The sequence below is a fragment of the Paraburkholderia lebeckiae genome (assembly GCF_014201005.1).
Classification (GTDB): domain Bacteria; phylum Pseudomonadota; class Gammaproteobacteria; order Burkholderiales; family Burkholderiaceae; genus Paraburkholderia; species Paraburkholderia tuberum.
On sequence record NZ_JACHDK010000015.1, the window covers coordinates 36,642 to 57,420 of the forward strand.

The window sequence follows — 20,779 nt, forward strand, 5'->3', positions numbered from 1 at the left end:
CGTGAAGAGGTTCGATAAAGATTCGGCGAAGACGAAAAAGCGAATTCAGAAATGCCCAGTGAAGCGGTAACGGCTGCCCGGATGCCACAGATTCGCGATCGAGGCGACCTCGCCTTGCGACCACGTGCGCCGGTGCAGCACCAGACACGGCTCGCGTTCACTCATGTTCAACAGCTCGCGCGTGATGTCGTCGGCGGCGAGCGCCTCGATGCGGTACTCGACGCGCTGCAGCGGCGCGACGCGCACGAGGTACTGGTTGGGCGTGGTGTTCGTGAAGTCCTGCAGCGCGTATTCGGGTGCGACGGCCGGATTGACCCAGCGTTCCTCGAGCTGCACCGGCTCCTCGTTTTCGAAATGCAGCAGGCGCGAATGAAACACGGGGCTGCCCGCGCTCACCTGCATCTCTTCGGCGAGCGCCGCATCGGCGATGCTGGCGCCGATGTTCAACACCTTCGCCTGATAGCGATGACCGCGCGCAACGATTTCATCGGAGATGCTGCGGATCGCCACCAGGGTCGACTCGTACTTGGGACGGGCGACGAAAGTGCCCGAGCCTTGTACACGTGTCAGCACCTGCTCCGAGGTCAACTCGCGCAACGCGCGGTTGACCGTCATGCGCGCGACGCTGAACTCGCGTGCAAGCTCGTTTTCGGATGGCACCTGGTCGCCTTCGGCCCACTCGCCCGCATGAATGCGTGCGAGGATGAAGTCCTTGATGCCCTGATAAGCGGGTGCGTTCATCGGTGTGGTTCGCGCTCTCGACAGCTCATTGTTCCGACGCGAACGAGAACGGGCTCAGCTTCGCGACCGCGCCGGCCTGCACGAGCTTCGTAACCGCCGCGATGTCCGGCGCGAAGTAGTGATCGATCTCGTAGTGCGCAACGTCCTTGCGCACGAGGTCCATCACCTTCTGCAGGCTCGGGCTGGTCTTGTGCGGCGCGCGCAGATCGACGCCCTGGGCGGCGGCGAGTAGTTCGATCGACAGGATGTTCGCGGTGTTGTCGGCGATATCGCCGAGCTTGCGCGCGGCGAACGTCGCCATCGACACGTGGTCTTCCTGGTTCGCGGACGTAGGCAGCGAATCGACCGAAGCCGGATGCGCGAGCGTCTTGTTTTCCGACGCGAGCGCGGCGGCCGTCACGTGCGCGATCATGAAGCCGGAGTTCACGCCGCCATCCTTGACGAGGAACGGCGGCAGGCCCGACAGCGTCGCGTCGATCAGCAGTGCGATGCGGCGTTCGGCGAGCGCGCCGATTTCCGCCACGGCGAGCGCCAGGTTGTCCGCCGCGAATGCGACCGGCTCGGCGTGGAAGTTGCCGCCCGACAGCACTTCGCCGGTGTCCGGGAAAATCAGCGGATTGTCGGAGACCGCGTTCGCTTCCATCAGCAGCGTTTCGGCGGCATTGCGCATCTGGTCGAGACACGCGCCCATCACCTGCGGCTGGCAGCGCAGGCTGTACGGGTCCTGCACCTTGTCACAGTCGGCGTGCGACACGTTGATCGCCGAGCCCTGCAGCAGCGAGCGATATGCCGCGGCCGCGTCGATCTGGCCTCGATGGCCGCGCAGTTCGTGGATGCGCGCATCGAACGGCTTGACCGAACCCATCGCCGCGTCGACCGACAGCGCGCCGGCGACGAGCGCCGTGCGGTACAGGTCTTCGATCGCGAACATGTTGTACAGCGCGAGCGCGGTCGAAGCCTGGGTGCCGTTCAGCAGCGCGAGACCCTCCTTCGCCTGCAGCGTCAGCGGCTTCAGACCGACGAGCGCGAGGCCTTCGGTGGCCGGCATGCGCTCGCCCTTCGCGAACACTTCGCCGACGCCGAGCAGGGTCGCCGACATATGCGCGAGCGGCGCGAGGTCGCCCGACGCGCCGACCGAGCCCTTGACCGGGATCACCGGCAGCACGTCGGCGTTGAACAGCGCGATCAGCGCCTCCATCACTTCGCGGCGGATGCCCGAGTGACCGCGGCCGAGGCTCGACAGCTTCAGCGCGATCAACAGACGCACGACCGGACGCGACATCGGCTCGCCGACGCCGACCGCGTGCGACAGCACCAGATTGCGTTGCAGCAGTTCGAGCTGATCGCGCGGAATGTGCGTGCTGGCGAGGCGGCCGAAGCCGGTATTGATGCCATAAGCCGGCTCGCCCCTGGCGGTGATGTCGGCGACGGCCTGCGCGCACGCGTCGATGGCGGCGTGGCTCGCAGGATCGAGTTCAAGGGTGAGCTGCTCACGCGCGATCTGGCGCAGTTGCGGGAGGGTCAGGTAGCCGGGCTTCAGAATCATGGTTGTCGTCCTGTCTATACAAGTTCAAATTAGTCTAGCCGGCGAGCCTTGTATATACAACTTATTTTTCGAGATTTCGTGCCTGGGAATTTCCATTATTTGGCACGTGGCCCGGTGGGAGCGCGGCGGTGTTGGCCGGGCGTCGTAGGCGGCGGTTCCTCGGCGTGGCGCCGTGATTTAGCCCGCAGTTGTATATACACTTTCGCGGCGTGGGTCGCCATCTGGCCAAAATTGGCGCGCTCTCGCTGGCGGGAAGCCGGACACGCCGGCTCCGCCGATATCTGGGTTATAGGACAGAAGGCCCTGCGACGCGGATCAGAGCTTGACCCGCGCCGCGATGAAATCCAGAAAACACCGCACGCGCCCCGCGAGCGACGCGCTCTGGTAGTACACCGCATGCACCGGCTGCCGTTCATCGACGAGCAAGTTGCCGAGGATCGGCACGAGGCGGTTTTCGCGCACGTCGCCGGCGGTCATGAAGTCGGCCAGACAGGCGACGCCCCAGCCGGAGAGAGCCAGTTGCCGCAAGGTTTCGCCGCTCGACGCGGTGATCGACGGTTCGATCTTCAGCAGCGCGGCTTCGTCCCGCTGCCCCTTGGCGCGCTTCGTTCCCCTGCCCCCTTCCCGCAACGGCCAGCGATTCAAATGCTCCGGCGCCGTAAAACCGATCAGCCGATGCGCGTGCAGCGCGTCGAGCGTGGTCGGCTCGCCGTGCTCGGCCAGATACGCCGGGCTCGCGAGCACGCGCAGCCTGCTCTCGCCGAGCGCGCGCGCATGCAGCGTCGAATCCTGCAGCGCGCCGATGCGAATCGCGATGTCGACCTTCTGTTCGAGCAGATCGACGATCCGCTCGTTGCTGGTCAATTCGAGCCGGATCTCCGGATACAGCGTCGAAAACGCGGTCATATGCGGCGCCACGCAATGCAGCATGAACGGCGACGCCGCATCGACGCGCAAGCGCCCCGACGGCCGTTGCCGGCCGCGCGCGACCGACTCCTCGGCCTCTTCGAGCGCGTCGAGGATCGCGCGGGCGCGCCGCAGGAACGCGTCTCCTTCCTCGGTCAGATGCAGACGCCGCGTCGTGCGCCGCACGAGCGCGGTGTCGAGCTTCTGCTCGAGGCGCGTGAGCGCGCGACTCACGCCGGAGACGGTCTGCCCCAGCTTCTCGGCCGCCGCGGTAATCGAGCCGCTGTCGATCACGGTGACGAACACCAGCAATTCGTCGGTGGAGGTTTTCATTGTTGATTTCAGATCAAGATTGATTTGAGACTAACACGCTTTTTGCGAGAATCGGCGCGAGCGATACTGCGTGCCTGTCTGACATTTCCCTCAGGAGAACGTCTTGAAGATTTTCGTTACTGGCGCAAGCGGTTTTATCGGCGGCTCGATCGCGGCGTATCTGGCGCGCGCGGGCCATCAGGTGCGCGGGCTGATTCGCCAACCCGAACACAGCGCCGGGTTGCAGCGGCTCGGCATCGAGCCCGTGCCCGGCACGCTCGACGACCGCGCGTTGCTGATCGCCGAAGCGCAAGCGGCCGACGCGGTGATCAACGCCGCGAGCAGCGATCACGAAGGCGCGGTACGCGCGCTGATCGACGGACTCGCCGGTTCGGGCAAGGTGTTCCTGCACACGAGCGGGTCGAGCATCGTCGGCGATGCGTCGGGCGGCGAAGCGGGTGAAGCGGGTGAAGCACGCATCTATTACGAAGACGCGCTGCCCACACCGACCGCCGACAAGGCCGCGCGCGTCGCGATCGATCAACTGGTGCTCGACGCCGCGCAACGCAACGTGCGCTCGGCCGTGCTGTGCAACACGCTGATTTACGGTCACGGCGCGGTGGCCGGCAGCGCGAGCGTGCAGTTGCCGCGACTCGTGCGCCAGGCGCAGAAAAGCGGCGTCGTGCGTCATGTAGGCAGCGGCGGCAACGTCTGGTCGAACGTGCATATCGACGACGTCGCCGAACTGTATCGCCTCGCGCTCGATAAAACCCCTGCCGGCACGTTCTATTTCGTCGAAAGCGGCGAAGCGTCGTTCCGCGACATGAGCGCCGCGATCGCACGCGCGATGAAGCTCGGCGCGCCGCGGGACTGGCCGCTCGAAGACGCGAAACAGGAATGGGGCTACGAAATGGCCTCGTACGGTCTTGGCTCGAACAGCCGCGTGCGCGGCGAACGCGCGCGCAAACTGCTCGGCTGGCAACCGCGTCGCACGTCGGTGATCGAATGGATCGTACGCGACATGATGGGGCCGCAAAGCACCGTTTGACGCGGCTTTGCGCGCCGCGCGACGTAAGCTGTGTAAGCGTCGGTCGTTGCGAATCCGTAAGCTCCTTTCGATAGAATCGCGGGCACCTGACGGTGCGATTCCACCGTCGCACACACGCCCCGATTCGACCGATGAGCTTTGCGCTGAACTTCGACTGGCTGACCAACCTGATGGCGATTCTGTTCGTCGTCGCGTGTCTGTACGACACGCGCTACGACGAATACGGCGTGCTGACGCTCGCCGCCGCGGCGATGAGCCTCATCGTGATGGCAATGGAAATGTTCCTCAGACCCGCCTTCGAGATGGCGCTGTAGCGAGCTGACGCAGCGCTCGAGCAGCACGGAGGCGGCGCGCCAGCTAGCGCGGCGCGCGCCCCTCGCCCCGTTCGTCGACCCGCTTCACCGCTTCACACCGTGTACGATCCGCACGCCGGGCAAGCCGCGCGCGCGTGGTCGTCGTAGCGGTCGTGATGCCTGACCCAGTCGGTCAGATTACTGTTCTCGTTGCGGCCTTTCGGCGCGATGTCCAGAAGCGCGTAGGTGTTCACGAAGCGCTCGTCGCCGCGTCCGTAGCATGAGTACGTGTGATACACGTCGCCGTTTGCGTCCTTGTAGAACACGCTGTGGCCGTGCTGTTCGTCGATGCCGACGTCCTGCTCGGTGAAGTTGTAGAACGCCTTTTTACTCGCCAGTTGCTCCGGCGTGAACGACACGTGGTAGTCGAAATTGAAATCGCTGCCGCTCGACGACACCCACGGAAAGGCCCACCCCATGCGCCGTTTGAACGCGTCGATCTTCTCGAGCGGCGCGTGCGATACCGTCACATAGCTGACGTCGTGATGGACCAGATGCGTGAGAATGCCGCTCATATGGTCCGACAGAAACGAGCAGCCGACGCACCCCTCCTCCCAGTCCGGGCCCAGCATGAAGTGATAAACGATCAGCTGGCTGCGGCCGTCGAACAGCTCCGCGAGCGTCTTGCGACCTTCCGGCGTATCGAACGTATAAACCTTGTCGACCTTGACCCACGGCAATTCGCGGCGCTTGCGCGCGAGTTCGTCGCCGGCGCGCATATGCGCTTTTTCGTCGGCGAGCAGCGCGCGGCTCGCGGCGAGCCACTCTTCCCGGCTGCCGATGCGATGTTGCGGTTCCATCTGCGTCTCCTTTCCTGCGGATGCAGGGCTTGACCTCAAGGTTAAGGTTTAGAGACGCTGACGTGAAAGTCAAGGAGCCGCAACGAAACTCAGATCGCCCAGCCGCCGACATAAAACCCGACCAGCACGACTGCGATCGCCACGGTCCCGACATTGAGCTTGCGATACTCGCCGCTGACGACGCGTCCGATCACGAGCGTCGCGAAGCCGAGCATGATGCCGGTCACGATGTTCGCGGTCAGCACGATGAACACCGCGCACACGAGTCCCGCCATCGCGTCGACCATGTCGTCCATATGCAGCTTGCTGACGTTCGACAGCATCAGCAGCCCCACGTACATCAGCGCGGGCGCGGTCGCATACGAAGGCACCAGCGCGGCGAGCGGCGAGAAGAACATCACGACGAGAAACAACAGACCGACGACCGCCGCCGCCATCCCCGTCTTCGCGCCCGCCGCGACGCCGACCGTCGACTCGATATACGCGGCCGCCGGCGCGCCGCCGAGCAGGCCCGAGAAGATCGAGCTCAGCGAATCGGCGGTCAGCGCGCGGCCGCCGTTGATGATGCGGCCGTTTTCGTCGAGCTGCCCCGCCTGGCCCGCGACCGCGCGAATCGTGCCGGTCGCGTCGAACACGGCGGTCATCACGAGCGCGAGCACGCTCGGCAGCACGGCCATCGACAGCGCGCCCTTCACGTCCATCGCGCCGATCAGCGACGCATGGCCCGGCGCACTCAACGACGGCACCGCGAAGATGCCGTGAAACGCCACGGCCGGATCGATCGCGAGCCCGATCGCCGAGATCGCGACGATCACGATCAGGATCGAGCCCGGCACCCGGCGTCGCACGAGCCCGACGATCGCGGCGAGTCCCGCCACCGACATCAGCGCCGGCAACGCCGTAATATTGCCGAGCGACACCGGCAGCCCGGCGCCCGGATTCTTGACCACGAGCCCGACGTCGTTCGCGGCGATCAGCAGCAGGAACAGGCCGATGCCGATCCCGGTGCCGTGCGCGATGCCGACAGGCAGGTTGCGCAAAATCCACGAGCGCACGCCGGTCACCGAAATCGTCGTGAACACGACGCCCATCAGGAACACCGCGCCGAGCGCAACGGTTGGATGCAGGCCCTTGCCGAGCACGAGGCCGAACGCGGTGAACGCGGTCAGCGAGATCGCGCAGCCGATCGCGATCGGCAGACGCGCCCACACGCCCATCAGCAGCGAGCCGAACGCCGTGGTCAGACACACGGCGACGAACACCGCGCTGGTATCGAAGCCCGCCTTGCCGAACATGCCCGGCACGACGAACACGGAATAGACCATCGCGAGGAAGGTCGTGATGCCCGCGACGATCTCCTGGCGCTGCGTGCTGCCGCGCGCTGAAATGTCGAAGTAGCGGTCGAGAAAGCCCTTGCCGCGGAATGATTCGGTGTCGAAGGATTCGCTCGCGACGTCGGAATTCGCGAGGGCCTGGGGTTCCATCATGATGAGTGCCTCCTTTATCAGCGCGCTGAAACGGCCGCTAAAGCGGCCGTCATCAGGTTCGTCTCGTGGATTTGTTGGTGTGGGTAACGCTTTTCTGAGTCGAAATGTAGGTGAAGCGAGCTATGTGTCCAATCGCATGAATGGCATGCCGGACATGTCGCGCGACTTATATCTTTTGCGCGACCGTCGCTCGCGCGAGCGCTGCGCGCGTTTACACCTACGGCACACGAGCAGCCACGAAACGCGCCGATGCCACCTCGGTGATCGCGTTCCAGGCACGCGGCGTGCATCCATATAGCGACAGTGCATCGGCGAAACCGCCTGCAACGCAACCGGCGAAAGGCTGCCCGCGCGGCAGCGCAGGTTAAACTCTGGGCCGTACCCCATCCAACCGCGGCGGCTCATCGCGCCCGTCCGCACCTGCCCGTGGAGTTTTTCCTGATGACTGGCGGTTTTCCGCGCCCCGCCGGGCGCCTGCCGATTGTCCCGTTTGGACCGCTTGGATCGCTTCGCCCGCTCGATTCGCCTGATTCGCTCGATGTGCTTCGACTGTTCCGCTGGCTGTGCACCGTGGCCGCGGTGTGCGCGTTCGCCGCGCTGTCCGGCTGCAGCAGCCTGCTGTGGGGTACGCAGCAGGCGCCGATCGTCGAGGCGACGGTGATGCCGGTCGAGCCGGCAAGCGCGCCGGTCGCCGCGTCCGCGTCCGAGCCGGTCGAGAGCGAGGCGAACGAGGGGCCCGAGGAGCCGAAGAAACCGAAGAAGCCGGTCGTGAAGCCGCACAAGGTCGAACCGCCGCCGCCCGTCGTCGTGCCGGCTCCGCCGCCGCCCCCGCCGCCGCCCCCGCTGATCGTGCTGCGCACGATCGAGCGCAGCGACGCGCACGCGCTGCTCGACAGCCAGGTGCAGAAGCCCGACGGCAAGGTGGTCGGCCGCGCGGTCGACTTGATCGCCGACGCGGCCGGCAAGCCGCGCGAGATGGTCGTCAATCTGCAGGGCTTTCTCGGCGTCGGCGACCGCAAGGTGAACTTCCCGTGGGGCGCGTTCCACTTCGCGCCGACCGCGAAGGGGGCGCCGATCACGCTGAACCCGACGGCCGTGCCGAGCACCGCGAACAAATCGAACCCGCTGGAACTGCCGCTGCTCGATGCGACCGTCGAGCGCGCGAACGGCGCCAAGGTGGGCCGTGTGGTCGACGTGCTGATCGACGGCAACGCGCAGCCGCAGGCGATCGTCCTCGACGTCGGCGGCATGGTCAGCACCGACCGGCGCACGATCGCCGCGAACTGGTCGGCGCTGCGCTTCGTCACGCGCGACAAGGAACTGCATCCGCAGGTCGATCTGAGCGACGCGCAGATCAACGCGACGCCGCTCTACGCGAGCGACAAGCCGATTCGCGCGGTGTCGCCGGCGCCGCCCGCGCAGCCTGCCGCCAGCGCCGCGCCGGCGGCCTCGGCGCCGCCGCCCGCATCGTCGGCCGTCGCGGTTTCCAACGCACGGGCGGTCCGATGACGGTGCGTACTATGGTCACGGCGCGAAGTCTGCGCGCGCTCGATTGGCTCAACTTCTTCGTCGCCAACGTACAGACGGGCTTCGGGCCGTTCATCGCGTCCTACCTCGCATCGCACAAGTGGACCCAGGGCGAGATCGGCATGGTGCTGTCGGTCGGCACGATCAGCGCGATGGTCAGCCAGGTACCCGGCGGCGCCGCGGTCGACGCGTTGCGCAACAAGAAAGCGGCGGCCGCGTGGGCGATCGGCGCGATCATCCTCAGCGCGATGCTGCTCGCGATCAGCCCGACCGTGCTGCCGGTGATCGCCGCCGAGGTGTTCCACGGCTTCGCGAGCTGCATGCTGACGCCGGCGCTCGCGGCGATCTCGTTCGCGCTGGTGGGTCGCGCGAATCTCGGCGACCGGCTCGGCCGCAATGCGCGCTGGGCGTCGATCGGCAGCGCGGTCGCGGCCGGTCTGATGGGACTGTTCGGCGAGTACTACTCGCCGCGCGCGGTGTTCGTCCTGACCGCGGGCCTCGCGGTTCCGGCGCTGATCGCGCTCGCGATGATCCAGCGCACCGACACGATCGAGCTGCCGCAAGCGACGCCCACCCCCGAGCAGCTCGAGCGGCGCGAAAGCCTGCGCGAGCTGCTGCGCGACAAGCGCATGCTGCTGTTCGCCGCGTGCATCGTGCTGTTCCATCTGTCGAACGCGGCGATGCTGAACCTGGCCGCCGGCGAAGTGACGGCCGGCATGGGAGACAACGTGCAGCTCGTGATCGCGGCGTGCATCATCGTGCCGCAGGCGATCGTCGCGATGATGTCGCCGTGGGTCGGGCGCTCGGCCGAACGCTGGGGCCGCCGGCCGATTCTGCTGCTCGGCTTCTCCGCGTTGCCGATCCGCGCGCTGCTGTTCGCGGGCATCAGCAGCCCCTATCTGCTCGTCCCGGTGCAAATGCTCGACGGCTTGAGCGCCGCGGTGTTCGGCGTGATGCTGCCGCTGATCGCCGCCGACGTCGCCGGCGACAAGGGCCGCTATAACCTGTGTATCGGCCTGTTCGGGCTCGCGGCCGGCATCGGCGCGACGTTGAGCACGACGGCGGCGGGCTTCGTCGCCGATCGTTTCGGCAACACGGTGAGCTTCTTCTGCCTCGCGGCGGCCGGTGCGCTCGCGGTGCTGCTGGTGTGGGCGGCGATGCCCGAGACCCGCGACGCGGCGACGGCCAGCAACGGCGACGGCGCGGCTGTGCCCGGTCGTGGATAGTCGGCGGCGAGGTGAGTCGCGCGAGCTGTATGAGCCGGGGCGTGATCTGATGGTCGCAGTCGGATCACGTCGCAACCGGCCTGATCACTGCGGAAGTCAGGTCAGTCAGTCGGCGAGAAACACCTCTTCGCCTCGACCCAATGGCACGACGACCGGTCGCTGCACGACGGTCTCGATATCGACGTGCCGCCCCTCGCGCGACGAGCGTTCGAAGGCATCCAGCACCTCCAGCACGTGTAACGCCAGTTCGCCGCTCGCGCGATGCGGCCGACCTCGACGCAACGCCATGGCCATGTCCAGCACGCCCACAGCGCGGTAATTGGCCACCCGCGCACCACTCCTCAACGTGAAGTTGTCGACGCCAAAAGCATGGACCTGTGTGTCAAGCGGCTTAAAGCCGCTATCACGTTCAGCCACGCGCGGACTCCCGCCGAAGAAATTGGGATCGACGCCCAACAGGCTACCTTCCGTGCCATAGATCTCGATGGGCGCACGCTGATGGGCCCACACGTCCCAGGAGGCGCTCATCACCACGTTGGCCCCACCCGCAAAATGCAGGATACCGTTGACCGTGGTGGGCACCTCGACCTCGATGACCTGGCCCCTCAGCGGCTCACTGGAGATGATGCGCTGGGGAAAACCGATGGTGGCGCAAGCAGACACGCGTGCCACCGGCCCAAGCAGATTGACCAACTGCGTCACGTAATACGGGCCCATGTCGTGAATCGGGCCGCCACCAGGCTTGAAAAAAAACTCAGGATTGGGATGCCAGGACTCCATGCCGCGGGACAACACGGCCACGGCCCCGCCAATGGCACGCCCGATGCAGCCCGCATCGAGCGCCGCGCGGCACGCCTGATGGGCCGCGCCGAAGAAGGTGTCCGGTGCGCAGCCCACGCGTAATCCCGAAGCCTCGGCTCGCGCCAGCATCGCGCGTGCGGACGCGAAGTCGGTACCCAGGGGCTTTTCGAGGTAGACGTGCTTGCCCGCCTCCAGAATCTGCAGGCTGACCGGCACATGCGCGTGCGGCACCGTAAGGTTGATAACGATTTCGATGTCGGGGTCGGCCAGCAGCGCATCCACCGTCATCGCGGCAACGCCGTGCTGCGCAGCCTTGGCCCGGGCGGCCTCCGGACGCAAGTCGGCGCAAGCCTTGATGCGGACGAATTCCGAATTCGCCGCGCCGGTGAAATAGGCATCGCTGATGTTGCCGCAACCGATGATGCCGACGAAGACAGGTTTCATGGATCAGGCTCCGAGCTGGTGCAGATAGGCAAAGGCATTGCGGGCGAAGCGCTCGCCGTCGCTGGGATTGTCGTGCTCGGCGGCGAGGAAACGCGCCCCCGCTTCGCGGCAGGCGGCGGCCAGTGTGGGCCAATCCATGACGCCGTGACCGACGTCGGCCCAGCCGTCCTCGTCCAGTTTTTCACCCGCGGGCGCGAGGTCTTTCGCATGGGCCGAGACCACGCGGCCCGCATAACGACGAAGCCATGGCAGAGGATCGGCGCCGCCGCGCACGAGCCAGGCTACATCCACTTGCCAGCCGAGCGGGCTTGCCCCGGCGGACTCGAACAGCAGTTCCAGCGCCGTTGCGCCGTTCTCCTTGGGGCTGAGTTCCCAATCATGGTTGTGGTACGCGAGGGCGATGCCCTGAGCGGCTAGCCGATGGGCGAGGCTGCCCAACTCGTTGCCGAGCGCCCGCCAGTATGCGGCGTCACTGTCGCGCTCGGCGGGCGGCACCGCGGGCATGACCAACTGGGTGATGCCGAGGGTCTCGCAGGCCGCGGTCACTTCGTGCAAACGCTCACGCAGCATGGCCATGCTGAGGTGGCTGGAGGAAGCGCCAAGGCCGCGCGCCTGAAGCTTGTTCCGGGTGTCGGCCGCATTTTCGAGCAAGGACCCGATCAGCTCCACCTGGCGAAATCCGGCTTGGGCGGCAATGTCGAACTGCCGGTCGAGTTCGCCCGCATTACGCAGGCTGTATATCTGGATGGAAATGGGCAAGGCTTGATTCATGGTCGTCAATCCAAAGAGTCAAGGTGGATCCGGCACGGATGGCCTACGGAGCTGGGCGCAAGCCAAAAGGTAAGCGCTTTCCCGTTTACTTGGAACACGGGCTTTACCCTATGCAGCAGGAGCCGGCACAAACAGGAGTACGCGAGAAGCTTCGGATAAGCGGATTGCATAATGCCGCGGTTTGCAGAACACCATGGATTCCCGCAAGGCGAGTCCGAATCCCCGCTTGGTTTCGACCTTCAACGACGCATGATGGGAAAAACTTTTCCCGTGATGCTAAGATCGTTACCTTCCTGCTGGTAACAGACGCGCCGCTGCCTGAACGAACCCATGCGAAGCAAACCCTCCATCGAAGCCGTTGCCCGCGAGGCTGGCGTTTCCATTGCCACGGTGTCGCGTGTGCTCAACGGGACGAAGGCCGTGACGGCGGCCACGCGTGAGCGGGTCGAGGCAGCCGTAAGGGCACTGAACTACCGGGCCAATCCGTTCGGCCGCAGCCTGAGTACCGGTCAGAGTCGCATTCTGCTGATGCTCATGCCGGATTTCGCCAACCCCTACTACGCCGAGATCGTGCGCGGGGCCGGCGCGGTCAGTCGCCAGGCCGGTTACACGCTGCTTCCGGCGGACCTGGAAGCCTGGACTGGCACGGCGGACGCCTCGCTGCCGACGCTGGCTGGCAGTCTGAGCGACGGCGTCATCAATCTCGTGCCCATGTCCGACCCGGCAGCCCGGCGCGAGGCGGCGAACGGCAAGCCATGGGTCAATTGCTCGGAATTCTTGCCCGGTAGCGACGTGCCTTATGTCAGCATCGACCACCGCCAGGCCGGTACGGATGCCGTGCAGTACCTCATCAACAAGGGCCACCGGCGCATCGGCTTCATCACCAGCGATGAGCGCTTCCTGTATGCGCGTCAGCGCCGCGAGGGCTATGACGCAGCACTACTGCGCGCCGGCCTCGCGCCTGCGCCCGAGCTTGTCTGCGTCACCGGCGACAATAGTTACGCCGCCGGAAGCCAGGCGGCGGCAAAGCTGCTGGCGGTGGTGGATCCGCCGAGCGCCGTGTTCGCCGTGTCGGACACGTTGGCCATCGGCGCGATCAAGGGCTTTAGCAAAGCCGGCCGGCGGGTGCCGCACGACGTGGCGGTAATGGGCTTCGACGACGTGCCCATCGCTGGCATCTTCGAGCCGGGGCTGACGACCGTGGCCCAGCCCATGGTCGAGCTGGGCGCCGCGGCGGCCGAAATGCTGCTGGCGCTGCTCGACGGCCAACGCCCGGCGTCGCGCATCCTGCAGCATCAGCTGGTGCTGCGGGAGTCGGTTTGAGTGGTCGATCGGGAGAAGTAAAGATCAGCTTTGCCCACCGAGGTGGTTTGTAGCTGGCTCAGTTTTGGTGAGGCTGCCGACGGCGATGCATTTCGGCCGCGTTGCTCCCAGAGCTCATCAAATCGTTCGTTGAAGCTTTCGCGAGACCTCCATCACCCGAGTCCGGAGTTGTCCCGCCCAAATGATTTTCCCGACAGCATCTGCGTCGTGTCGAGTTCCCCCTTGCCGACAAGCCTTCGCCATCTACTGACCCAGTTGCCACCGCAGCACGGGGTGCGTTGCTCCGGCGGGCATGGCCCATACCCCGCCAGGTCCGAAGTCGTATGTGGGACCGAAGCTGACGGGGTTGCTCATCTGAGCGGTGGTCAGGCCCTGGGCGTTGCCAACCTGGGCGCCATTAGCCACACTCACTACAGCGACGGTGGTGCCGGTCGTCTGTGTATTCCAGAACACGTCGCCGCTTATGGTCACTGGCCCGTAGTTGAAGCCCGCGATGCCACCTCCGCCTCCCGACCCTTGAACGCTGCCAGTGGCAAATGATTGCTCAACACTGCTATATAGATTCACTCCCACTAGCGCTCCCGCGGCTGCATCAGTCGCGCTGACTGCACCCGTGGCGTACGACTGTGTGACAGTTCCAGCGTTCTGACCGGCCAGTCCGCCGGAAAAGGTCGAAATTCCCCTAACACTCCCCGCTGCGAAAGACTGCCTGATGACTCCCGCGTTGTAGCCGACGAGTCCACCAGCGGAGAAACCTTGAGACGACGACACGTCAGCATTGCTGGAGGACCGTGTGATAGTGCCACTGGACCAGCCAACGAGGCCGCCCGCCTCTTGAGCGTTCTGGACCGCGACCGTACCACTGGTGTGGACGGACGCAATGGTGCTGGTGTTGAGCCCAGCATCCAACAGGCCGGCCAGAATCCCGTAGTAGCCGGCGTTAGCCGTGCCACTGACCTCGCCTTGCACCGTCAGGTCGCGTACGACACCGCCAGCTCCTATGGCGGAAAACAAACCTACGCCCGGGTCGATGTCCGACGGTGATGCCTGAATCTTGAGGTTGGATATCGTATGGCGCATGCCATCGAACTGTCCGGTGAAAGGACTCGCTGGGAAAGCGCCAATCGGCGCATTGAACGTGCCCGACGGCGGCGTTGCATCCACGTCCTTGCCTAGCGCGTAGATGCCCGAAAGGTCCCGGTTGATTTTCTGGAGGTCGGCGAGCGAGTTGATAAGTTCATAGGCGGTCGACTGCGTGACGAGACCGCTGTCAGGTGGCGCCGTCCACGCCTGATTCAACAGAATTGTTCCCGCGCTGTAGTTGCCCCCGATGTCGTACAGCGCACTGACGATACCCGTGCTTGCCGACCAGTCGATGATGCCGTTATTCGCGATGCTGCCTCCATTGTCGCTGCCCGTTGCGTCAGCGCGCACGGTCAGATTGCCGACACCGCGGTTCGCTATCGTCGTGCCCGTCGTCACGGAGACGTTGTGGTACGCGGCAAGCGTGAGCGAAGCCGGACCGCTCCAGTTCAGGCTCGAAGCAATGCCCAGGTCGCCCGTTGCGCCGTTCGCGCCTGTGGTCGTGACCGCGACCGATGTGCCCGAATTCAGGCTGCGCTGCAACGCGCGCGCGGCGGCATCATCGATCGTGAAAGCGGGCGTCAACAGGTTCCATTGGCCCGCGTGAACGGCGGCATGCTTGCCAAAGGCCAGTTGTGCCGCTCGCGTGTCGACCGTTCCGCCGCTGCCATCCGCGTTGCTCGCGGAGATCTTGCCGAGTTGACTGACACGGCCGCCATCGGCGACGAGCCACACGTGGCCATAACGATCCGCCGTACCCGTCGCGCGGATGCGCGTGCCGCCGCCAGCAAGCGCATAGACGTTCCCATCGGCGGCCTGCAGGCTGATCTGCGCGGCGTTGATGCGCCCTTTGTTGACTACGGTACCCAGGCCGCCCGTCTGCACGAACACCTGTCTGCTGCTGCCCGAATCCTGTAACAACACCTGTTCGCCTGCAACCAGTTCGGCCGTGCCGTTGGGCGCTGTGATAGTGCCCGCGTTGATGACGGCACGCCGCGCAATCAGGAACACATCGCCGTTGCTCGAACTGATCTTGCCGAGATTGATCACGCTTGCGTTCGGGTCGCCCGATAACGTGAGGGAACCACCGCCCTGCATGAACGCGGAGTCGCAGACATCGAGCGTTGACGCGACGAAACGGCCACCGGTGCTAATCACGCCCGATGGCCCCACGACGATGCCTTGCGGATTGATCACATACAGGCTGCCCGTCGCACTGAGCCTGCCGAGAATGGCCGAGGGCGAGCCGCCCGTCACCCGGTTCAGCGTCGCGCCCGAGCCGTTGTCGAACGTCACGCTGTTGTTCCTGCCGATCGAAAAACTGTTCCACTCGATCACGCCGCGCGTCGAACCCGGTTGCGTGACCACGAGGCCGTCTCCATGGCTTGCTATCGCGCCGGCGCCGGCCACGTAAGTGCCGCCTTGTGGAAGTGTGCCCGCCGCGAGCGTCGCATGGGCAAAGGACAGTCCGGTGAGCGCGCTGCCGATGACGAGCCACAGGCGTCCGTTTGACTGCCGACGACGCAGCGCGCGTCGCGCGGGCCGAGGTAGTTCTGGACGTGACATACACCCCCTTTCCGCGTGGGGGCGCGGAATGGCTGACGACGACCCGCAGAGCCGGCCTGAAACGCGTTAGTCGCAGCGTCTAAAGAATAGCCGCTGAAGTGGCGGATGCGTGCCGATACCTCTGCTTTTTGCGCCTTTTTGACCGGGCGTTTGTGGCCCGTCCTGTGGGGACCCTTCTGACGCGCTTCTTCTATCCCTTAGGTTGTGCGTCGTTCAAGTGCCCCAGACTAATATTTTCCCGATGAAATATAAGCGGTCTCGTAAGCGATTCTTGAACTGGACTCTAAGGCTTGCTAAATTTCAGGGACATTTCCGATGTAAGTTGATGCGGCGATCGATAAGCAAAGGGGAAAGATCTATGGCTGTCGTCGTTCACAACCTTGCTGTGGGTCATTCGAGCTGGAGCGTGGCGTGATGGCGAACCAGGCAGCGCCCGGTACGTGCGCCTATCAGCATATCGTGCGCGCCCAAGGTATCAGCCTGTCCTACGGCAAGATACGGGCGCTTTCCGGCATCGATCTCGCCATTGGGCGCAACGAGATCGTCGGCCTGATCGGTGATAACGGCGCGGGTAAGTCGACGCTCATCAAGGTACTGACCGGTGTCGTGCGGCCGAGCACGGGCAAGCTGTTCATCCGGGACGAGGAGGTCGACTGGAGCCGCTTTTCGGTGCGCGAGGCGCACCGACTGCGCTTCGAGACGGTCTATCAGGAAAAATCGCTGGGCGAGAAGCAGCCGCTGTGGCGTAATTTTTTTGTCGGCCGGCAGATCACCAACCGGTTCGGCTTCATCAAGGTTGCCGAACAGCGGCGCATTGCCAACGATATTTTGAAGCGCCAGCTCGGTTTCCGCGGCGTGGGGATCGACGCGGATTCGCTGATTGCGAAACTCTCCGGTGGCGAGCGCCAGGGCATCGCGATCGGACGGGCAATGTATTTCGACAGCGATCTGATCATTCTCGATGAACCAACGGTTGCGCTTGCCATCAGCGAGGTGCGTAAGGTTCTCGACTTCGTACAGTCGATCAAGGCGTCCGGCCGCGCCTGCATCTACATCGAACATAACCTCGCCCATGTGCACGAGCTCGCCGATCGGCTCGTCGTGCTCGATCGTGGCCGGGTCGTCGCGGATATGAAGTCGGGTGAGATGAGCCTCGAGGAACTCACCCGGTTCTTGATTTCGCTACAGCAGAGCGGGCACGGGCCGGCGCTGGCTGCGGGGCAAGGACGTGAGTGATCCGATAAAAGACGAACAGCCGGCCCGGCTAGTGGGTTTTCGCCTGCCGGGTTTTGCACGCATCGAGGGAATCCCGAGCCTGGTCGTGTTCGTGTTGGTGGTCGGCCTGTTCATGGCAACCGCACCGCGCGTCTTTTTAGGCTGGCCAATCTACTTCTCCTTCCTGACCACCGTGCCACCGCTGGCGGTGTTGGCGATCGGGCTCACTCTGGTGGTTGCGGCGGGGGAAATTGATCTGTCCTTCCCCTCCGTGATGGCATTCTCGGGCTTTCTGTTCGCCTGGTGCGTGAACACCACGGGATCCGCCTGGCTAGCCGTGATCGCGGCGTTGGCTGGCGGCGCGCTGGTCGGCGTGGTGAACGGGGTGCTGGTCGCGGTGGTCGGTGTGCCTTCGATCATCGTGACAATCGGCACGCAGTTCCTCTGGGCCGGTGTTGCGTCGATCCTGTCCGGCGGCCTCTCCAATGCGCTCCAGGAGCTCGCCAACGGTTCAGCCTATGCAGTATTCGCGGGCACGTTGTTCGGTGTGATCCCGATGCAAGCGCTCTGGGCGCTCGGGCTCGCAGTGTTCATGTGGTTCATCCTCAATCGTCACCGTTTTGGCGAGCACCTGCTGTTCATCGGAGACAACCGAAACGTGGCGAAGGTCGTGGGCATCAATGTCGTGCGTGAGACGGTGAAATTGTTCACGCTGATGGGTGTGCTGGCCGGTTTCGCCACGGTGCTGCTCACGCTCGAGAATCTGAACTATTTTTCAACCCAGGGGCAGGGCTATCTGCTGCCGGCGCTGGCCGGCGTGTTCATCGGCGGAACCTCGGTGTTTGGTGGCACGGCGACGATCGTGGGTACCTTCTTCGGCACTTTCGTGATAGGCATGCTGGAGGCCGGAATCGTTGCGACAGGTATCGCCGGCTTCTGGGTACAGGCGATCGAAGGGGTGGTGTTCATCGTCGCTGTGACGCTGCATCTGTTGGTAGAGAATCCCGCCAAGCTGCGCGTGTTGCGCGAAAGGTTCAGGCTTGGGGGGCGATAAAGCCGTTAAATCAGGAGCAAGGAGCAGAAATGATCAAGATCATGACGAGATCCCTCCTGGGGGCGAGTATTCTCGCGTTTGGCCTCGCGCAGACGGCCGGTGCCACCGAGCCGACCACGACGGGGCCGCTCGGCGCCGGTATGACAATGTATATGCAGATGGGCGGAAACCCTGGCGACGGCGCGACGCTGCCACGTCAGACCGGGGCTGCGGACGCGGGGCATGCCTTAGGCATCAAGGTGATCGAGCAGTTCTCGGCCTGGAGCCCAGAGACAATGCTTGCGCAGTTTCGCCAGGCGATGGCGGCGCATCCGACGTGCATCGGCATCATGGGCCACCCGGGCGACCCAGCCTTCGCGCCACTGATCAAACAGGCGGTAGACCAGGGCATCATCGTTACCGTCGGCAACACGCCGCTACCCGAGAACCAGAAACTTTACGACGCGAAGGGCTTCGGCTACGCCGGCGTCGAACTCTACGTCGGCGGGCAGATCACCGCGCAGGCGATGCTCAACGCTGGGATCAAGAAGGGCGACGAGGCGCTGGAATACGGCGTGTTCAACGAGAGTGTACGAAGTCAGTCTGACCGTGGCCTTGCCGAAACGCTGGAGAAGGCCGGCGTAAAGGTGACCAGACTCAATATCTCACCTCAGGTGGATTCCGATTCATCGCTCGCCGTGCCGATCCTGGTCGCCTTCATCCAGGCGCACCCGAATCTGAGGGCGATTGGGACTCAGCACGGCGGCGTAACCGGGTTCATTCCGCAGGCGCTCCAGCAGGCTGGCAAGAAGCCGGGGCAAATCATCATTGGTGGCATCGATCTGGCACCGGCCACGATTTCGGGGCTGCAGAGCAAATACATCACCGCGACGCTCGACCAGCAACTTTATCTGCAAGGCTTCCTGCCGGTCACGCAATGCGTGCTCTCCGCTGCTTATCATTTCGCGGGACTGACCATCAACACCGGCGCAGGTGTCCAAACACCTGCGACGATCGACTCGCTCATCCCGTTGATCAAACGCGGAATCCGCTAAGGTCGGAATCCGCCCGCCGCAAATAATTTAGCGACCGGTTCGAGGGCTGGCGTTACTCGACCGCACGGATCAGGGTTGGCGTTTGCCGCGGCCACCAGCGGGTTTGCCAGCCGGCTTACGTGAACCCGCAACTGGCTTGCTGGCGGGTTTGCTGCGTGGCTTTTGCACGCTGAATGGGCTACCGCTGGACAAGCTTGTGCCTTTACCCGCGGCCACAGCGCGTTGCGCTGCAGGCTTGCGTTTGTTTTCGCCACTTTGCGGGCGCGGTTTTTTGCTGAGCACCTGCATGGCGCCCGACGCAGCTTGCGGCCCTTGGGGCTTCTTAGGCTTTTTGGGTTTCTTGATGATCTGGCCCGTCGCGCTAGTTTGCGGCACGCGGTGTTCGGCTTCAAAACCGGGCTCTTCTTCACGGGGCAGCGTTTGCCGGATCAGCGCTTCAATCGCGGCCAGTTGCGGCGCTTCATCGGCGCACACAAGGGACACCGCCACGCCGCTGGCGCCCGCTCGGCCGGTACGGCCAATACGGTGCACGTAGTCATGCGCCACGATCGGCAGATCAACGTTGATCACCAGCGGCAGGTCGTCGATATCCAGCCCGCGCGCAGCCACATCGGTGGCTACCAGCATATGTACTTCGCCCGTCTTGAAGCGCTCCAGCGCACGCAGGCGCGCGGGTTGCGGTTTGTCGCCGTGGATGGTGTCGACTGCATAGCCCGCTTCATCCAGCATGGCCGCCAGGTAGTCCACGCCATTGCGGGTTTTGACGAACACCAGCGCGTGCTTCCAGTCGTACTCAGCCACAAGGTGCATGAAGAGGTCGGGCTTGTTCCTTTTATCCACCGGCACCACCCACTGCTTGATCTTACTGGCCGTGGCATTGGGCGGGCTGACGCTGATATTGACCGGGCCGCGCAGAATGCCCGCCGCCATGGCGCGGATATCATCGGTAAACGTGGCGGAGAACAGCAGGGTCTGGCGCTGGGCGGGCAAGGCAGCGAAGACGGCGTTGAGTTCGCGCGCAAAGCCCAGATCCAGCATCCGGTCAGCTTCATCCAGCACCAGCGTTTGTACCTGATCAAACTGCACTGCGTTCTGGCGATGGAGATCTAGCAAACGGCCCGGCGTGGCGACGAGCACATCCACGCCTTTGCGCAACTTCATCATCTGCGGGTTGATACTCACACCGCCGTAGGCGGCCAGAAATCGTAAGTCGAGGCCTTTGCCGTAATCGATAAAGCTTTGCAGCACCTGTTCGGCCAGTTCACGCGTGGGCACCAGCACCAGAACACGCGCGCGGTTGCTGGACACTGCCGGGCCGTGTTGCACCAGTCGTTGCAACAGCGGCAGCGCAAAACCCGCCGTTTTGCCAGTGCCGGTCTGTGCCGCAGCCATGACGTCCTTGCCACTGAGCACAGCAGGAATCGCCTTGGCCTGCACCGGCGTAGGTGTCTGGTAATTGAGGTCCTGCACATTACGCAGCAAGGGATCGATCAGGCCAAGCGAGGCAAAAGACATTGGCGTATTCCGGGCTAAAGCCGCAAT

At 64.4% G+C, this 20,779-nt stretch carries 17 protein-coding genes; 8 read left to right on the top strand and 9 right to left on the bottom strand.

Features of this window, described 5'->3' with window-relative positions; translation table 11 throughout:
- Nucleotides 1-45: 45 nt before the first annotated feature.
- The 3 genes from hutC to HDG39_RS24550 all read right to left on the bottom strand — a co-directional run bounded on the left by hutC (nt 46) and on the right by HDG39_RS24550 (nt 3,526).
- A complete protein-coding gene (gene hutC / locus HDG39_RS24540; protein ID WP_184009336.1) occupies nt 46-741 on the bottom strand; it encodes a histidine utilization transcriptional repressor HutC in 696 nt (231 codons plus the stop codon).
- Between the two features lie 25 nt (nt 742-766).
- Complete coding sequence (gene hutH / locus HDG39_RS24545) at nt 767-2,287, bottom strand: histidine ammonia-lyase (RefSeq protein ID WP_184009338.1); 1,521 nt, start codon at nt 2,285-2,287, stop codon at nt 767-769.
- A gap of 315 nt (nt 2,288-2,602) precedes the next feature.
- Nucleotides 2,603-3,526 (bottom strand): LysR family transcriptional regulator, encoded by a 924-nt coding sequence (locus HDG39_RS24550; RefSeq protein ID WP_184009340.1) that lies wholly within the window; start codon nt 3,524-3,526, stop codon nt 2,603-2,605.
- A gap of 103 nt (nt 3,527-3,629) precedes the next feature.
- Here HDG39_RS24550 and HDG39_RS24555 point away from each other — a divergent pair, with 103 nt between their 5' ends.
- Nucleotides 3,630-4,553: an NAD-dependent epimerase/dehydratase family protein gene (locus HDG39_RS24555; RefSeq protein WP_184009342.1), complete on the top strand. Its 924-nt coding sequence runs from the start codon at nt 3,630-3,632 to the stop codon at nt 4,551-4,553.
- A 131-nt stretch (nt 4,554-4,684) separates the two neighbouring features.
- Nucleotides 4,685-4,867 carry a hypothetical protein gene (locus tag HDG39_RS24560; RefSeq protein WP_018418561.1) on the top strand — a complete coding sequence of 61 codons (183 nt, stop codon included), beginning with the start codon at nt 4,685-4,687 and terminating at the stop codon, nt 4,865-4,867.
- A gap of 92 nt (nt 4,868-4,959) precedes the next feature.
- On the opposite strand, the gene HDG39_RS24565 is transcribed toward HDG39_RS24560, so the two are convergent.
- Nucleotides 4,960-5,706, bottom strand: coding sequence for a DUF899 domain-containing protein (locus tag HDG39_RS24565; protein WP_184009344.1), 747 nt, complete (start codon nt 5,704-5,706; stop codon nt 4,960-4,962).
- A gap of 89 nt (nt 5,707-5,795) precedes the next feature.
- On the bottom strand, nt 5,796-7,190 hold the full coding sequence (locus tag HDG39_RS24570) for an NCS2 family permease (RefSeq protein WP_409259207.1): 1,395 nt from the start codon (nt 7,188-7,190) through the stop codon (nt 5,796-5,798).
- Nucleotides 7,191-7,634: 444 nt separating this feature from the next.
- On the opposite strand from HDG39_RS24570, the gene HDG39_RS24575 reads away from it, so the two are divergent.
- Both HDG39_RS24575 and HDG39_RS24580 read left to right on the top strand, forming a co-directional pair.
- Nucleotides 7,635-8,702 (top strand): PRC-barrel domain-containing protein, encoded by a 1,068-nt coding sequence (locus HDG39_RS24575; protein ID WP_184009346.1) that lies wholly within the window; start codon nt 7,635-7,637, stop codon nt 8,700-8,702.
- Entirely contained in the window at nt 8,699-9,946 is a 1,248-nt protein-coding gene (locus HDG39_RS24580; RefSeq protein ID WP_184009348.1) for an MFS transporter, read from the top strand. The genes HDG39_RS24575 and HDG39_RS24580 overlap by 4 nt, the downstream gene beginning before the upstream one ends.
- Nucleotides 9,947-10,051: 105 nt before the next feature.
- On the opposite strand, the gene HDG39_RS24585 is transcribed toward HDG39_RS24580, so the two are convergent.
- On the bottom strand, nt 10,052-11,191 hold the full coding sequence (locus HDG39_RS24585) for a Gfo/Idh/MocA family protein (protein WP_184009350.1): 1,140 nt from the start codon (nt 11,189-11,191) through the stop codon (nt 10,052-10,054).
- 3 nt (nt 11,192-11,194) lie between these two features.
- On the bottom strand, nt 11,195-11,962 hold the full coding sequence (locus HDG39_RS24590) for a sugar phosphate isomerase/epimerase family protein (RefSeq protein ID WP_184009352.1): 768 nt from the start codon (nt 11,960-11,962) through the stop codon (nt 11,195-11,197).
- Between the two features lie 330 nt (nt 11,963-12,292).
- Between HDG39_RS24590 and HDG39_RS24595 the strand changes: the two genes are divergently transcribed.
- On the top strand, nt 12,293-13,285 hold the full coding sequence (locus HDG39_RS24595; protein ID WP_184009354.1) for a LacI family DNA-binding transcriptional regulator: 993 nt from the start codon (nt 12,293-12,295) through the stop codon (nt 13,283-13,285).
- 243 nt (nt 13,286-13,528) lie between these two features.
- On the opposite strand, the gene HDG39_RS24600 is transcribed toward HDG39_RS24595, so the two are convergent.
- On the bottom strand, nt 13,529-15,934 hold the full coding sequence (locus HDG39_RS24600) for a two-partner secretion domain-containing protein (protein ID WP_184009356.1): 2,406 nt from the start codon (nt 15,932-15,934) through the stop codon (nt 13,529-13,531).
- Between the two features lie 414 nt (nt 15,935-16,348).
- Here HDG39_RS24600 and HDG39_RS24605 point away from each other — a divergent pair, with 414 nt between their 5' ends.
- The 3 genes from HDG39_RS24605 to HDG39_RS24615 are packed head-to-tail and all read left to right on the top strand — an operon-like array spanning nt 16,349 to nt 19,237.
- Nucleotides 16,349-17,170, top strand: coding sequence for an ATP-binding cassette domain-containing protein (locus HDG39_RS24605; protein WP_221305851.1), 822 nt, complete (start codon nt 16,349-16,351; stop codon nt 17,168-17,170).
- Nucleotides 17,163-18,203 carry an ABC transporter permease gene (locus tag HDG39_RS24610; RefSeq protein ID WP_311667263.1) on the top strand — a complete coding sequence of 347 codons (1,041 nt, stop codon included), beginning with the start codon at nt 17,163-17,165 and terminating at the stop codon, nt 18,201-18,203. Before HDG39_RS24605 ends, HDG39_RS24610 begins: the two co-directional genes overlap by 8 nt.
- 29 nt (nt 18,204-18,232) lie before the next feature.
- Nucleotides 18,233-19,237, top strand: a complete 1,005-nt coding sequence (locus HDG39_RS24615; RefSeq protein ID WP_184009360.1) for a substrate-binding domain-containing protein — start codon at nt 18,233-18,235, stop codon at nt 19,235-19,237.
- A gap of 69 nt (nt 19,238-19,306) precedes the next feature.
- Here HDG39_RS24615 and HDG39_RS24620 read toward each other — a convergent pair whose 3' ends face one another.
- Entirely contained in the window at nt 19,307-20,752 is a 1,446-nt protein-coding gene (locus HDG39_RS24620; protein WP_184009362.1) for a DEAD/DEAH box helicase, read from the bottom strand.
- Nucleotides 20,753-20,779 lie beyond the last annotated feature (27 nt).